The sequence below is a fragment of the Paraburkholderia lacunae genome, from assembly GCF_003353175.1.
GTDB classification, from domain to species: Bacteria; Pseudomonadota; Gammaproteobacteria; order Burkholderiales; family Burkholderiaceae; genus Paraburkholderia; species Paraburkholderia lacunae.
On record NZ_QHKS01000010.1, the window covers coordinates 18679 to 32677 of the forward strand.

The window sequence follows — 13999 nt, forward strand, 5'->3', positions numbered from 1 at the left end:
TCAGGCCGATGCCTCACGCTCGCGAAACACATCGAGCACCTCGGCCTCCATCACACGCAGCAGGCGGAACATTTCACTTCGCTTTTTACGGGGCACATCCATCAGCCGAAGGGTCACGTCGACCGCGACGTAATCGAAGCCGAGCGCGACGGGTGGCCCCGTTCCGCCAGGCAGATATCGCCACTGCCCGGATAAGGCCGCGAACACCTCGAACACCGGCCAGTTGTCAGCCCAGACATAGCAGTCTTCGCGCACGGCCTGCGCACGTGCGCGCTCGATCACCTCGGGCGGCGCACCGGCGGCTTCGAGACCTGCAACAACGGTATCGTCGGCGGCGAAGTCGTCGGGCCGCTCGCCGGCCCAATACCTCGCCACCTCAATCAGTTTTTTTCCTGAGCCACCACGATGCTGTCCCAGAAACCCTTCACCAGCGCGAAGGACACCGCCGGGATCTGCAGCAGTGCCTCGAAATTTTCTTCATTGAACGGCAATGCGCTGCCGTCGTCGTCGGTAATGCCAGACCAGCCGGCCACCACGTCCTGCAGCACTTCGCGCCCGGTCTTTTTGCGCAGTTCGTCAAGCTGCTCGTTCGTGCAGCGGCGAAAAGTAACTTTGAAATTCTCCTTCTCGTGCCTGCCGGACTCCGACACGGTTACCACGTCGATCTGGCGTTGATACGTTTCGGATTTGGAGATCTTGAAAGCCATTTTGATTTTCCAGAAGAAGCGGCCCGCTCGATGGCGGGCCATGGTTTGCATTCAAAAGGATATGCAGTTACGTCAGCAGAATTACCTGACGGTAATCACCAGCTCGTCGTTGCCCTCAACCGGCACAAAAGTCAGGTTCAGCCCGAGCATCGCAGTGCCGCTCTGATCGCTGTACGACAGATTCGACGCCTGCACGCGCGGCGCATCGATCTGCACGATGTTGCCGGCGGTCTTGCCGTGAGTGATCGTCAGCGCTCCGGTGACGGCGTCGCGCACCGCAGCCCACCAGTCCTTCGCTGCAACCGACGTCAGTTGCAACGTCGCGGTGCCGGCAGGTTTGCGATCGGTCAGGTCGACCGACTCCTGATTCACCAGGTTCTGATAGTTGATCGCATTCGCGACATCGATCGTCAGCGCCTGCAGCGGCGAACTCACGCCCTGGAATGAGAAGTTCGGCGTATTCGCCTTGTTCACCACCAGCGGCTTCTGGAAGTCTTCGTAATCGATACCCGCCGGCAAGGCCTGATCGACCACATCGTTGTACAGGCTCGTGAACTTGAACTTCAGCACCGGAATCGACTTCGCCGTCAGGTCCAGCGCGACGGTGCCGCGCGCAGACGTCATCTTGTGAAAGATGCCGTCGAGGAAGTAATACAGCGTGAGCGTCGGCGGGTTGTCGCTGACGGGCCGGTACTTTGCGTCGACCCCATCAGTCAGCGTCTCAGCAAAGCCGCACGCGAGCAACAAGGGCGCCCACTTCGGCGCATGTCCCGCCATGCCGGCGCCGGCGAGCTCCACTTCAAAATCGAGCTCGCTGTGAATGTCGGCCGGCAGTTGCTCGCTGTTGCCGAGGTAAGGTCGCACGACGTCACGCGACGCGTATGTCGCCGCTGCAGGGTTCGGCGTCACGGCGCGGGCCAGAATCGCGTTGAGCGCACCGGTCGGCACCGCATCGGTGCCGGCGACCGCCTCGATCGCGGCCAGTATGATGGTCTTTCGGGTCAGCTTGGACATACGGTTCCTCAAATAAAAACGCCCGCACATGGCGGGCTTCGTGGGTCAAGGTCGGCGCGTTCGCAACTGGATCATGATGAGATACGCGTACACCGCCGCGGCTCCCTCGAAATTGCTGTCGCCTTCGGACTCGACCAGAAGGAAGTCATCCATCTGCTCGAATGCTTCGACAATCTGATCGCGCAACGCGGTGTTTTCATCGGTGTCGCGGCCGAGAATCGCGATCGTCACGGTGTGCAGGTCGTAACCGCCACCCATGACCCAGCCGCTCTCTTCATCGGTATGGGTCGTGTACACAAGAGCGGGCCATGTCGGATCGGGCGGCAATTCGACGTTGTGCGAGTTGGGCAGGATAGCGACGAGCGCAGCGTAGATATCTGCTTTCAGGCTCATGCGGCACCCTTCTGGATGAACTGCGCAACGCGGTCTGCCATGGCGGCCAACGCGTCGTCACTCTTGCGTTCAAATGCCGGGCCAATGAACGGCAACGGCTGGATGCCGGGATTGCGAACCTTCATCGAAAAGACGGGCTTACCCTCCTGTTCGAATGCCAGCCGCCTGCCACCGCCACCGGACTCAACGTGCGGCTTCGTGCCAAACTCCAGATACCACCAGTAGAACGGGTCATCGACGTAGGTTTTCCGGATGCTGCCATCGGCACGCAGCGAGTAAGTGACTTTCGCCTTGCTACCGAGCTCGCGACCATGGCGCACCCCGAGGTTGTACTGCGCAACGCCCAGCGGCGGGTTCTGCTCCCGCTTCACCGCAATGTTGTTGATCAGCGCTCCGGTCTGCTTCAGCCCCCTGGACAGCGCGATCGATTTCGCTTCACGCTTGATCACGTTCGCCCCACTGAGCGCCGCCGAAAACGCCACCTTCCTCTGCATGTCATCCTTCAGCGTCGCAATCGCCGAGTTGAACGCCTGCAGTCCCTGAATCACGTTGCTGGTCGCCATCACAACCCCTCGCTTGCGCCCGTGTCGCACGTGAGGATCAGCGTCTTATGCTGGTCGAGCACGTCGTTCACGAAGCGGATGTTGAACGCCTTGCCGCCGTATAGCACGCGCATCGTCTCGTTGATCCCGGCCCTGTAGCGCATCGTGATCAACGTGCGTGCATCCGCACTCTCGCCACCCTGCCGGGTCGTGGCGCTGCGCTCCGTGCCAGACTGATAATTGATGCCCGCCCATGGCGTGCAGACTGTTGCCCACGTCGCGACCGTGCCGCCGCTGGCATTCTTCGCGTTCAGAAGCCGCTGGATGACAATGCGCCGATCAAGTTTTCCTGCTCGCATGCCGCCCCCTACGCAGACCAGATCCGATACCCATCGAGCAGGCAGTCGAGGTAGCCGATATTGACCGTCGCTGCCCGGTTGTCGGCGATCTCAGTCTCGCGGTTTTCGTAGAAAGTGCCGATGGTCGCGAGGATCCATTGCCGGATCGGTTCCGGTACGCTATCGCCGCTGTCGCCATAACCGGCCTTGTACTGCACCACGACGTCGCCCTTCGGCAAGCCGCCAAGCGAAGCGTTGTCTCCAAGTCGAGCCGTATGGGATGCAAGATCGACACCGCCGACTTTGACCGATTCAATGGACTGAACCGGCCAGCGCGTGAGCTCCACCTCGCGGCATACGCGAACGAAAAGCTCCTCGACAGTCTGAGTAATGAGCGCTCGCCCGGTAATGTCTTCTGCACGCCGGGTTGCCGCCTTCAGATACAACGTGATCAGATCGTCATCGTCGGATCCGTCGACCCGCAGGTGCTCTTTCGCGGTGTCTAGCGATACCGGCGTTTGTGCTGGCGGCGTAATGATTCGAACCATCGTGGCCCTCGCTGCAAAGTGACTTTGGGCGGCCGAAGCCGCCCCATCCCGCCGATCAGGCCGCTGCCTGCTTCAGTGCCTTCCATGCGCCACCGACGTCGATGCTGCCCCCATCGCCGCGATACATGGCCAGGAAGCCGATCTGCCCTTTCATCGTGAAATTCGAATCGGTCATACGGAACAGCAGGACCTGCATCACGTCACGAATGAGGTAGTTCGTGAAGTCACCGAACAGCACCGACTTTGCGTTCGCCGCCGCGACCGGGATGTACTGGTTGATCGTGTACGAGTAACCCAGCAGCGTGTCCGGCTCCTTCACGGCAACACCAGGCAACCACAGCGGGCGGCCGTAGCCATCCTTCAGGCGCTTAAGACCCTTCAGCGTCTGGTCGTGGAACTGCCAGCGAACCTTCGGCGAGCTGCGGTACGCCGGGTCGATCGAGTGTTCGAGCTCGATAAGATCCTCGTATGCGATATCGGTCGCCGCCGCTGCGACATACCCCACCGGCGCAGCGGTCACTGCACCCTGGGGCTCACCCACGCCGGTCCCCACCGCATATTTGCGTTCCGTGATACGTGCAATGCGCGTCGCGAGCGCAGTGCGGATGTATCCTTCCAGGTCGATACGGCTGTCCTGCAGCAGCTCGATCGGCACGGCAACCGCCTTCGAACTGAACTTGTAGGCGTTGATTTCCTTCATGCCGAACTGGAAGTCCTGCGAGCCGGCCTCAGTGTTTTCGCCGAGGATCTCGCCCTCCTGCGCCGTCGCATCGACAGTCGGCCACTGGATCTGCACGCCGTTGCTCGTACCGATCACGTTTGCTACGCTGCGCATGCCGCCGAATGCTTTCAGCGCCTCGATCAGGTTGCTGGCGAAATCAGTCGGAACAAGATAACCACCCGAATTGATGTCGGAACTCATGTCGTTGCGAACGCTCGCCGCACGTTGAGCGACATACTGGCGCTGCTGCTCGTTGAGCGCGTCGCGACCGCCGCGAAGCCACGAGTTGAAGATCGACGTTTCCATCGCAACATTCGCGTGCGCTTCGTCCGTCGACAGGCCTTCGCGTTCGCCGCGAGCCTGTGCACGGCCGAATTCGTGCTGTGCCTCGTCGAGCACACGCTGATTACGCGTGATCTCGGCGTCCGTCGACTCGATGTCGCGTACGAGCTCGTCGTACCGCGACTGTTGATCCGCGCCCCACGCAGCGCCGGTGTGATTTTCAACGAGGTTGCGCAGCTCCTTCGCCATCGCGACGCGACGCTCCCGCAGTGCTTGAATGGATGCAGCCATTGAATGCTCCAGATAAGTAAGAAGCCCACTCACGCAGGCAAAAAAATAGCCGCCTCAGTGGGCGGCCAGACATGCGCGGGAGCGACTCCTACGCAATGCGTTCCAACATACGTGCGCGGCGGGCTCGATCGGCCGCCGCATAGTCAGTCCCGGTTTCAGTGAGCGCACGCGGCGCGTTCCTGTACGCGCCGAGATCCCACCTGTTTTCAGCCGCCTTGCTCGAGACAATGTTGTCGACAAGTCCGACGTCTTTCGCCTCCTGCGCGGTGAACCACGTCTCGGCATCCATCCACGCCTTGACCTCGTTGAGCGACTTGCCCGTCTTCGCCATATAGTCGCCGGCAATGCTCGCGTCGATTTTCTGCAGCATGGCGACCGTGTCCGTGAGCTCGGCCGCGTTGCCGACCGCGATCGTCCAGGCGTTGTGCACCATCATGAATGCGCCGTCGGCGATGTTGACGGTCTTCGCGGCAAGGGCGACATACGTCGCGGCGCTCGCAGCAAGCCCGTCGATGTGTGCGGTCACGTTGCCGTGCTGCTGGATCGCGGTGGCCAGCGCGCGGCCGTCGAACGCGTCGCCGCCGGGCGAATTGATCCGCAGGTTGACCGCGCCCTTCGCGTCCTTCAGTTCCTTGATCACGTCCTGCACGGCGATGCCGTACCAGCCGCCGATCGTGTCGTACAGGTAGATATCGGTGCCTTCTGCCGCATTACTGACCCGGAATTCTGGTTTTTTCGCGTTAAACAGGGAGAAAATTTTGTGCTTCATTCAGGAATCCCCTCAGGATCAGTTGTACCCGGATTCGGTGGCGGATCGCCACCCGTTGGGCCTTTATCGCCATCGCTCGCATTGGTATCGCCGGACGCTGGCGCTTGCGGGAAATACACCTGTGCACACGTCCCGCCCAACGGCGGCAGATTGTTACGCGCACGCACTTCGTCGATCGACATCCACCCAGGCCCCTGCGATCCGCCGATGGCCTGCCGGTAATACGCGGCCTCTGCAGCAGGGTCGCCGCGCGTAAGGCGCGTGACATCGAACTCAGCAAAAAAACGTGCTGTCCGAAACGTCTTCCGATTCGTTTCCGCCTCGTAGCGATTCAGATAGGGGCGAACCGAATACAGCACGAAGCCACGCCCCATCTCGGAAACACCCGAGCCCCAGCTCGTCGTCTTCGACGTCTCGCCGATCATCCACGGCGGCACGCCAAAGGCTCGCGCAATGTCGGCCACCTGGAACGAGCGCGATTCGAGCAGCTGCGCGTCGACGGCCGTCATCTTGAGCTGGGCGACATCACCACCCTCGCCAAGGATCGCCGGTGCACCTACATTGCCGAGACCGCTGTGCTTTCTGACCCAATAGTTACGCAGGTCTTCGCGCTGCTCCTTGGAAAGTTGCTTTGGAAACCTGAGCACAACGTCCGACATGTTGCCTTTCGTGAAGGCCTTGTCTGCCAGTTCTTCAGCATGTTGCGCGATCGGCACCGCCCGACTCGCCGCGTATTTCAGCACTGACATTGAGCGGCCAGTGCGAGGGTTAAAGCCGGGACCGGCGAAGTGCAGGATGTCGTCCTGATCGAATGCCACCGGCAGCATTTCCTCGCCGTAGGTCATCGGCAACGACACGACGTAGTAGTAGCGACCGTCCTTCAGCCACACCCAGACCGAACGCGGATCTAATGGGATGACATCTTCGATCAGGGTCGGGTTGCGGGGATCCCGGAGCAGCAGCGCGAATGCGTCACCGTAGAAACACTGCGATGAGACGAAGTATTCCCACATCATCGGCGCCGTCATCATCGAGCACGGCTCTTCGTTGAATTTCCACCATAGCGGGTGATCGTCGGCGAGCGAGCGTGCTGTCCCGTTGCGCCGGTAGATTTCCATGCGCATCGAGGCGATTGCACCGCCGAGCAGGCGCACGCAGGCGTATACCGCTGACGTTCGCATCGCCTGATCGGCGCTCATGCCCGCAATGCCGGATCCATCCCCTAGCAGCTCGCCGAGCTCTTCGTAGTTGACAATCGTGGTCGCGCCGGTTTCGTTATGCACCTCCGGCACCTGAGATACCTGCAGCGCCGGTTCGGCCCGCGCCGGCGGCGACGCCTGCCCCTGTCGGCTAAAGATTTTGAACATTAGAGCTCCACAAATACTTCGGAGTGTTCGTCGCTTTCGCCTGGCACGATCGCCCGGCCAATTGCCATGATGGCCGCGACGACACCGTCGATCTTGTTTTCCGGCCGCTCTTTGCGCGGATATATGTTGTCTTTCTGATCGCAATGGCACACGACGTTGCTGGCCATCCATGCGAGAACCGGGTCGCCGTTGTGCTCGATGTCACCCTTCAGCACAAGCGCTTCGAGCTGCTTCATCGGCTCGCTGAAATTCAGCACCGTCGCCCGCATTTCCACCATCGGAACGTTTTCGGCAAGCAGGTGACTTGACAGCTGCGTCGCCTGGAACGGATCGAACGGCACCTCGACGACGTCGAAGAGCGCACAGTCCTCGCGCACGCCTTCTTCGATCAGATCGAAGTCAGTCACCTCGCCCTCGGTCACCGTCAGCCATCCACTGCGGCGCCAGCCGTCGTACTGGCTGTTGTGCGCGTTCTCGACGGCTCGCTCCGGCAGGTAGTACGTGCCGAAAATGGCCCACTTCGCTCGCTTGCCGGAGGGTGGAAACAGACGGATCTTCGCCGCAATGTCGACCTTGCTCGCAAGGTCAAGCGCAACGTAGCAGCGCTCGCCGTACAGATCCTCAATACGCAGATCGCTATTTGCGCAGCCGTCCCACGCGCGCATGTCCATCCATGCGCTGTCGGCGTTGACCCAGACGTTAAGCCGCTTCGTCAGAAAGTTACCCACCGCACTGGGCATGGATAGCGCCTTGCGGCACGCCGACTCCATATCGTCGGCCAGTACCGAAACGCCGTAGTTCGGATTGGCCTTGGCCCAGCACGCCGGATCCGCCCAGTCGTCGCCATCGTCAATCGTGAAGATGATGCCGAAGAACGATTCGTCTTCGACGATCCGCTCCAGGATCTTTGTGACGTGCGTGCGCTGCTCGTAGCAGATCCCGGTGCGGTCCGAGCCGGCCGTCGTGATCATCCACAGCAGCGACTGGTCACGGGCACCAGTCGCCGAATCGATCACGTCAAATACGGCACGAGTCTTATGCGCGTGCAGCTCGTCGATGACGCCGCCGTGCACGTTCAGACCATCAAGCGTGCTGCCCTCGGCAGACAACGGCGTGAACTTGCTCGCGTCTTCCGGCACAAGCATCTGGTGCTGCAAGACCTCGATGCCAAGCGTGCGGCACATCTCCGGCTCACGCAGCGCCATGGCCTTCGCATCGTCAAACACGATCTTTGCCTGATCGCGCGTCGTGGCCGCGCTATAGACCTCCGCGCCCGGCTCACCGTCCGCGGCGAACAGATAGAGTGCCACGCCGCAGCTCTTGGTCGACTTGGCGTTCTTCCGCGCGACCTCCTCATAGGCCCGGCGATAGCGGCGAAGCCCGGTGCCGACATGCAGCCAGCCGAAGACGGTCGACAGCACGAAGATCTGCCACGGTTCGAGCACAATCCGCTGCCGCGTTCGAGCCCATTTGCCCTTGATATGCGGCAGCAGCTCAACGAAGCCGCAGATCCGGCTCGCGGCCTCGGTGTCGAAGCGATACGGGAAGTCAGGCGACCGGGCCTCCGCGCGAACGAGATCGTCGCGCTGCCGCTTGCAGGCCAGCTTGACCCACTTGCACGCGACAATCCGTCCGGAGAGCACGTCATCAATGTAGCCGTTCGCGAGCTCAACGTACTCCGGTTCGTCGCGGTGCGCGCTCATTTGGCGAAGCGCCCCCAGCCGCCGCTGGCCGGCTCCACGCCCGGCAGCGACAGCTGATTGGTCGACGGTGTCACGCGCGAGCGGCTCGATGGCGACAACCCGAAGCTCTGCAGGAATTTGTGCACCTGATCCTGCAGCGAGTTGATCAGGCTCAGTTCGACCGCCTGCTGCCGATAGCCGGAAGGTGCTACATCGACGAATGCCTCCGACGATGTTCTGCCCTGCGATGCGAACAGTTCCTGCCGCTTCTGGAACGCCGTCTCAAGCTCGACAAGCCGGCCCCACGCCTGGCAGTACAGCGCCAGCGCAGCCCGGTCGAGCCGGCTGATCAGCCCGAGTTGCTCCAGCTCGGCAGAGACGCGTTTCCATTCCTTGCGTGCCTCCCTGCTCAGGTGGCGCGGAGCGTCGGGAACCGCGACCTCCGGATTGACGCCGTCCGACAGGTTGATCGGACGCTTGCCGGGATTGCCGCGAATGAGTTTGAGCGCCGCCGGCGCTGGTTGCGGACCACGTTGACCCATATGTTCAAGGGGCGCCTGGACACCCCCCCTCGATAACTTGCGCGCGGAAAAATTTGGCTAAACACGCGGTCCTGTCCGCGAGCCGGCCAGACTTTTGGCCACCCCCGGATGCACCGCGTGCGAGCTTCGGTAGGACCCTGCTTCGGTTTGACGATGCCTCGCCGATGGCCTTGCGGCGACGGTGTGCGCCGCGCGAGGCATGACGATGGGGACACAAAGCAGCTTTATCGGAAGGCGCTGACAGCCTTATGTGCCGGAGCGCGCGCGGGCGCTTTCACGCGCCGTCTTTGCTTTGTGGCACTTATCGCAGATGGATTGCAGGTTCGACTCGTCGTCCGTGCCGCCTTCGGCCTTCGAAACAATGTGGTCGACCTGCGTTGCACGCGTCACACGACGCGCACGCAGACACGGCTGACAAAGGCCACCGTCGCGGCGGAGGATGATTGCGCGTAGCTTCGTCCACGCAGTGCCATACCCGCGTTCATGTCGCGTGCCGCGTAGCCTGTCGTTTTGCCAGCCAATGTCATCACGCGCGTGCTCGGCGCAGAAACCGGGCGACGCGACGAGCGCGCGGCAACCCGGATGACGGCACGGCGTCGGTGCCTTACGAGGCATCGCGACCGGGCAGATGTGCCCGCGCCTTCGCGACGAGCTCGCGGATGCGGGCCGCCTTCGTGACGTGAATGAACCACGCAGAGACTTCTTCCTCGATCGCATCGAGCCATTGATGCGACGGATGTACATCGAGCGCCGGTGCAACGGCTGACTGATTCGCAGCCGCATCGCCTGCGCCGTCAGCCACTGGCGGTAACGATGCTGCACCGCCTGATTGCCCATCAACAACGGAAGACTGCAGCGCGAAGGCGCACAAGACAAAGCGTTGGACCGCATGCATAGATGCTCCAGAAATGACAAAGCCCCGAGGGCTTGCGCACTCAGGGCTTGGGTTGAATCCGATGTTTCGTGAAGGCGCACGCCTCCACACGACCTGACGGGATCCGATAATTATTCTTTTGTCGCCGAAAGGTTTGCACGACTAACGCGCGGTGCCAGCGGATATCCAGTGACTCGGTAAAGGATGGCCGAAATATATTCGATCGAATCTTGGATTGCAAGAATTTCATGGTTGCAACTGCCGGCGCATTGTGTCGACAACACTGCCGTCGACCTTGTCGAGTAACGCCAACGTCGCGGTGAAGCGCTCAGCCCAATAGCGCCGATAGATGGGAAGCGACACGCCAAGCGCGTGGGCACGTGCTGACTCATCGACAGGCCGGCGACCATCGCCACCGCAGCACGGACAGATCTGACGGCCGTCGCTTTTCTTCGGCACGGTCAGCACGGTCCCGCGTCCCAGACATCTGGGACAGGACTCGAATTCCCGATAGACGATCGGCCCACGACCACTTCGACTGGCGGCGAATGGTATACGCTCTTCAGAAACACAAATGACCCGCTTGCCATTGCAGTCGGGACACACCGCCGCGACTGGTTGCGGCTTCGGCGTGCGACCAATTGCGCCGCGCCCTTCGCAGCGCGGACACTGATCGTCGACCCACTCGATGATCAGACGCAGGGCGAAGCGCTCAACGATGTCGACTTTCGCCCGCTCGACCGTCTTGCCAGCACGTTGCTCGCGCTTCGCCTGTGCATCAACGCCCGTAAATTTCCCACGATTGAATTTTCCGGATCGTCGGATCATCTGTGCGAGCAGCAATGTCGCACGGCGCACCGCATCAGGTCGTATGTCCTGCCCGCACTTCATTCGCACCAGTGCCCGACCGAGATCATTCGCGAATGCCAATGCACCCAAAGTTACTTTTGGATCGACGATCGGGTCGGAGAACTGCCCCCGCACATTCATCGCAATCCCGGCCTGCTCTTTAAGGTCAATCATCGAAAGCCTCCGTTAATTGTCCCAATGTCCCAATGTCCCAAGGGAAAAGGGTTGTGGGTGCGTGCGCACCCGCGACATGCGCCCCCTCACGTCGCGCACGTCGCCCGCATGCACGCACACGCATGGCAGCCCCTTGGGACGTTGGGACATCGGACGCTTTCGGGACCGCCACGCAGCGCGCCAAAGCTGGCGCGAAAGCGCGCCGGAACCGTGCGAATAGCGCGCCGTGCCCGCACAGATTCAGAGCGGCGCATCATCGTCGGCACCTTCGGTAACGAGTTCTGCGACAGGCGCTGGAGCTTCTTCTTCCTGCACGTAGTACCAGCCCCGTCGCCCCGTCGATTCCCGCTTGCGCACCCAGCCGAGTGACTTCAACGCCTTGCCAATGCGCCGTTGCTCCGGTAGCGTCCACTTGGAAGTGTCGAGCTTGAGAACGTCGCCGAGGATCTCCTCCATCGTGACGCGACCAGTCAGTTCCAGATGGCGCGCGATCCGGTCTTCATAGACGTCACCTTCATAGCGCTCGGTCTGCTCAATCTCAAACAACGGTTTCTCCGCTTCGGTCACGTGCCAGATGACACCCTGCCGGTACAGATGGACGGCCTCCGCCCACAGCTGGTCACGGTCACGCCGCAGCGCGTCGATATGGATCGGGCCGCCAACACGAAGCGGCCAGTAGCGCCGGTTTCCGGATTCGTCCTTGAGGTACGTATCGAAGTTGACCGAGCCGGCGAATACGCCCTGCCGGTGCACGTCCGTTGCGCGCTTGCCGTAGAAGTTGCGAAAGCGGTCTGTCTCGGTGGCGAAGAAGCTCTTTGCGGCCGACGAGTCGCTCTTGTTAAGCGAGTCCAGTTCGGCCAGCTCGATAATCCACTTGCCTGCCATGACCGCGTACGTGTCCTTGTCGCCGATGCGGATCGGCGAGTTCGTGTACCACGGCTTGCCGGCGATCACTTCGAGCGCCGTCGATTTGTACCAGCCCTGCTTTCCTTCCAGAATCAGCACGTTGTCGGCCTTGCAGCCGGGACGCATCACGCGCGCTACCGCCGCGATAAGCCACTTCGTGCCGGCCAGTCGTACATACTCGCTGTCGGCCACCTTCATATAGGTCGTCGGCCACGTACGCACGCGCTCCACGCCATCCCAGACAACACCCTCCAGGTATTCGCGCACGTCGTGAAAATGCGTCGCGTCTGCGACCAGCAACACGGCGTTCATCACTATGTCCTGCCGCACCGAGATCCCGTATTTCTGCGACAACCACAGCACGCAGCGAATGTCGTCCATGTCCGACCATTCGCCGAGCTCGCCTTGCGGAAACGGCGGCTTCCTGCGCTTCACAACGCGGCCGGCGAAATCGTCCTGCGCGATAACGCCCTGCCATTTCTTGTGATTCGAAAGGATCAGGTGGACGTTGCCGAGCGTGGGCAGCAGGTTGCCTTTTTCGCTGCGCGCCAGATCCCGCTCCCACGTGTGCGCTCCGTTCTCGATAACCCGCCCGTCCCATTCCCCGGTTGCAGCGCCAGCGGACGTCGCGGCATCGGCGCCGGCGACGTCGTCTACAGCTCGTGGATCCGTGTCATGCAGATGCGCAAACGGTGGAATATCGGTAGCTGCAGGCGCCAGGGCTGCAAGCAGTGCGGACTGGATCTGCTGTCGCACGAGAGCGAGCCCTTCCTCGCAGTGCAGATCGTTAAAGTCAGTCAGCTTCCGATCGCCGCGATCCGCAAAGCGGGGAAACACCACACTCGCATTGCCAACGGTCGCGACCGCCTCGTGTGCATATTTGAGCCCGGTGTTCTCAAAACGCCTGCGGCGTTCCGGCGAGACATCGTTGCCGTAGATCAGCTCCATAAAGCCAACGCCATGATCATCGCGCCTGAACTCCGCGCGAGCCATGTACCACGTGTTCTTCGCCTGAATGCGCACGGCGTCGCCGCCGATGGTCAATTCGCCCCTGTAGCCGAACTCCTCGGCAAGGCACGCACGCAGACGCTGCTCAATGATCCAGTCGTCGTCGGCGCAGATCAGCAGATGCAGATGCGGATAGGTGTCGCGCAGGTAACGCGCGGCGAACAGGATGCCGGCGGCGTCGAAACACACCGACTGAGGAATGGCTTCATCGATCGCCATCCGGATGGAGCGCCCGGTCGCATAACCTTCGGAGATCATGGCGACCTTGTCGTCGTCGCCGATGTCGCCAAGCAGGAATGCAGCACCCTTCTTTTCCATGCCCTTGTTGAAGCGCTTCGCGCCATCGGGCGTAATCTTTTGCAGGCCGACAAGACGTATGCCATCGGCGTACTGGAACATCGGCACCAAGGTCGTGCCTTCAGCGTCGAACCGGACGCCTTCGGGCGTGATCTGCTTTCTCTTGAGGTACGCTGACGTGCCCTCGTCGTGCGCTTTCTGCCATTGATCGCGAGCCCGGTTTGCAGCCATCTTTGCGGCATGCGCGCGCTTTTCCGCCTCAATACGTTCCGCGGCTTGCTGACGTCGCCGGGCTGCATTGACGTCTTCCTGCGTCAGTGCTTCGCCCTCCCACTGGAAAGCCTGCGCGCCATTATCGTTGCCGGACCAGCGCCCAAACGCGCCGGTGTACCCGATAATCCGGCCGGCACGTTCAATCTGATGCAGCGAGTACCAGTACTTTTTGCCCGCCCCATACCGGTGCGGCTTGCCATCTGCGATCGGGTGCCCTTCGGGTAGCTTTGGGTGACCATCATCCTGCAGTTGCTGGACAATCTGCTCTAGCGAAGACATTCGTTAATCCTCCTTTCGCGTTCGCGCTGATGGGAAAATGCACGCCACACGGCTCGACCGGCGGCGTACGTTTGAGGTCCAGACGGGGAGCGTCTGAAAGATGGGTTGCAGCGGCGAAGCAATGAACTGGCGCCGGTCAAAGT

The 13999-nt window shown here is 61.5% G+C and carries 16 protein-coding genes; all 16 read right to left on the minus strand.

All coding sequences use genetic code 11. From position 1 onward, the window contains the following. The gene (locus DLM46_RS16555) at positions 1-375 is read right to left on the minus strand and encodes a DUF1799 domain-containing protein (RefSeq protein ID WP_165847993.1); all 375 of its coding nucleotides are present in this window, start codon (positions 373-375) and stop codon (positions 1-3) included. A 5-nt stretch (positions 376-380) separates the two neighbouring features. Next, positions 381-707, minus strand: a complete 327-nt coding sequence (locus DLM46_RS16560; protein ID WP_165847994.1) for a hypothetical protein — start codon at positions 705-707, stop codon at positions 381-383. Between the two features lie 81 nt (positions 708-788). Further along, positions 789-1721, minus strand: a complete 933-nt coding sequence (locus tag DLM46_RS16565; protein ID WP_115101838.1) for a phage tail tube protein — start codon at positions 1719-1721, stop codon at positions 789-791. A 45-nt stretch (positions 1722-1766) separates the two neighbouring features. Further along, positions 1767-2114: a hypothetical protein gene (locus DLM46_RS16570; protein ID WP_115101839.1), complete on the minus strand. Its 348-nt coding sequence runs from the start codon at positions 2112-2114 to the stop codon at positions 1767-1769. Then, positions 2111-2677 carry an HK97-gp10 family putative phage morphogenesis protein gene (locus DLM46_RS16575; protein WP_115101840.1) on the minus strand — a complete coding sequence of 189 codons (567 nt, stop codon included), beginning with the start codon at positions 2675-2677 and terminating at the stop codon, positions 2111-2113. Before DLM46_RS16575 ends, DLM46_RS16570 begins: the two co-directional genes overlap by 4 nt. After that, on the minus strand, positions 2677-3015 hold the full coding sequence (locus DLM46_RS16580; RefSeq protein WP_115101841.1) for a phage head closure protein: 339 nt from the start codon (positions 3013-3015) through the stop codon (positions 2677-2679). The genes DLM46_RS16575 and DLM46_RS16580 overlap by 1 nt, the downstream gene beginning before the upstream one ends. Before the next feature lie 8 nt (positions 3016-3023). Beyond that, the gene (locus DLM46_RS16585; RefSeq protein WP_115101842.1) at positions 3024-3542 is read right to left on the minus strand and encodes a head-tail connector protein; all 519 of its coding nucleotides are present in this window, start codon (positions 3540-3542) and stop codon (positions 3024-3026) included. A gap of 55 nt (positions 3543-3597) precedes the next feature. Further along, positions 3598-4836 carry a phage major capsid protein gene (locus DLM46_RS16590; RefSeq protein ID WP_115101843.1) on the minus strand — a complete coding sequence of 413 codons (1239 nt, stop codon included), beginning with the start codon at positions 4834-4836 and terminating at the stop codon, positions 3598-3600. 88 nt (positions 4837-4924) lie between these two features. Then, the gene (locus DLM46_RS16595) at positions 4925-5605 is read right to left on the minus strand and encodes a head maturation protease, ClpP-related (RefSeq protein ID WP_115101844.1); all 681 of its coding nucleotides are present in this window, start codon (positions 5603-5605) and stop codon (positions 4925-4927) included. Beyond that, complete coding sequence (locus tag DLM46_RS16600) at positions 5602-6972, minus strand: phage portal protein (RefSeq protein WP_115101845.1); 1371 nt, start codon at positions 6970-6972, stop codon at positions 5602-5604. Before DLM46_RS16600 ends, DLM46_RS16595 begins: the two co-directional genes overlap by 4 nt. After that, positions 6972-8675 (minus strand): terminase large subunit, encoded by a 1704-nt coding sequence (locus tag DLM46_RS16605; protein ID WP_115101846.1) that lies wholly within the window; start codon positions 8673-8675, stop codon positions 6972-6974. Before DLM46_RS16605 ends, DLM46_RS16600 begins: the two co-directional genes overlap by 1 nt. Continuing rightward, positions 8672-9196: a phage terminase small subunit P27 family gene (locus tag DLM46_RS16610; RefSeq protein WP_115101847.1), complete on the minus strand. Its 525-nt coding sequence runs from the start codon at positions 9194-9196 to the stop codon at positions 8672-8674. The genes DLM46_RS16605 and DLM46_RS16610 overlap by 4 nt, the downstream gene beginning before the upstream one ends. 246 nt (positions 9197-9442) lie before the next feature. Next, complete coding sequence (locus DLM46_RS16615) at positions 9443-9811, minus strand: HNH endonuclease (RefSeq protein WP_115101848.1); 369 nt, start codon at positions 9809-9811, stop codon at positions 9443-9445. Then, positions 9801-9998: a hypothetical protein gene (locus tag DLM46_RS16620; protein ID WP_115101849.1), complete on the minus strand. Its 198-nt coding sequence runs from the start codon at positions 9996-9998 to the stop codon at positions 9801-9803. Before DLM46_RS16620 ends, DLM46_RS16615 begins: the two co-directional genes overlap by 11 nt. A gap of 318 nt (positions 9999-10316) precedes the next feature. Continuing rightward, a complete protein-coding gene (locus DLM46_RS16625; protein WP_115101850.1) occupies positions 10317-11093 on the minus strand; it encodes a zinc finger-like domain-containing protein in 777 nt (258 codons plus the stop codon). Positions 11094-11333: 240 nt separating this feature from the next. Continuing rightward, a complete protein-coding gene (locus tag DLM46_RS16630; protein WP_115101851.1) occupies positions 11334-13856 on the minus strand; it encodes a VapE domain-containing protein in 2523 nt (840 codons plus the stop codon). Positions 13857-13999: the final 143 nt, after the last annotated feature.

Excerpts from the sequence above, each read along its gene's own strand:
- DLM46_RS16560 (WP_165847994.1), bottom strand. The coding sequence starts at position 707 with ATGGCTTTCAAGATCTCCAAATCCGAAACGTATCAACGCCAGATCGAC.
- DLM46_RS16565 (WP_115101838.1), bottom strand. The coding sequence starts at position 1,721 with ATGTCCAAGCTGACCCGAAAGACCATCATACTGGCCGCGATCGAGGCG.
- DLM46_RS16570 (WP_115101839.1), bottom strand. The coding sequence starts at position 2,114 with ATGAGCCTGAAAGCAGATATCTACGCTGCGCTCGTCGCTATCCTGCCC.
- DLM46_RS16575 (WP_115101840.1), bottom strand. The coding sequence starts at position 2,677 with ATGGCGACCAGCAACGTGATTCAGGGACTGCAGGCGTTCAACTCGGCG.
- DLM46_RS16580 (WP_115101841.1), bottom strand. The coding sequence starts at position 3,015 with ATGCGAGCAGGAAAACTTGATCGGCGCATTGTCATCCAGCGGCTTCTG.
- DLM46_RS16585 (WP_115101842.1), bottom strand. The coding sequence starts at position 3,542 with ATGGTTCGAATCATTACGCCGCCAGCACAAACGCCGGTATCGCTAGAC.
- DLM46_RS16590 (WP_115101843.1), bottom strand. The coding sequence starts at position 4,836 with ATGGCTGCATCCATTCAAGCACTGCGGGAGCGTCGCGTCGCGATGGCG.
- DLM46_RS16595 (WP_115101844.1), bottom strand. The coding sequence starts at position 5,605 with ATGAAGCACAAAATTTTCTCCCTGTTTAACGCGAAAAAACCAGAATTC.
- DLM46_RS16600 (WP_115101845.1), bottom strand. The coding sequence starts at position 6,972 with ATGTTCAAAATCTTTAGCCGACAGGGGCAGGCGTCGCCGCCGGCGCGG.
- DLM46_RS16605 (WP_115101846.1), bottom strand. The coding sequence starts at position 8,675 with ATGAGCGCGCACCGCGACGAACCGGAGTACGTTGAGCTCGCGAACGGC.
- DLM46_RS16610 (WP_115101847.1), bottom strand. The coding sequence starts at position 9,196 with ATGGGTCAACGTGGTCCGCAACCAGCGCCGGCGGCGCTCAAACTCATT.
- DLM46_RS16615 (WP_115101848.1), bottom strand. The coding sequence starts at position 9,811 with ATGCCTCGTAAGGCACCGACGCCGTGCCGTCATCCGGGTTGCCGCGCG.
- DLM46_RS16625 (WP_115101850.1), bottom strand. The coding sequence starts at position 11,093 with ATGATTGACCTTAAAGAGCAGGCCGGGATTGCGATGAATGTGCGGGGG.
- DLM46_RS16630 (WP_115101851.1), bottom strand. The coding sequence starts at position 13,856 with ATGTCTTCGCTAGAGCAGATTGTCCAGCAACTGCAGGATGATGGTCAC.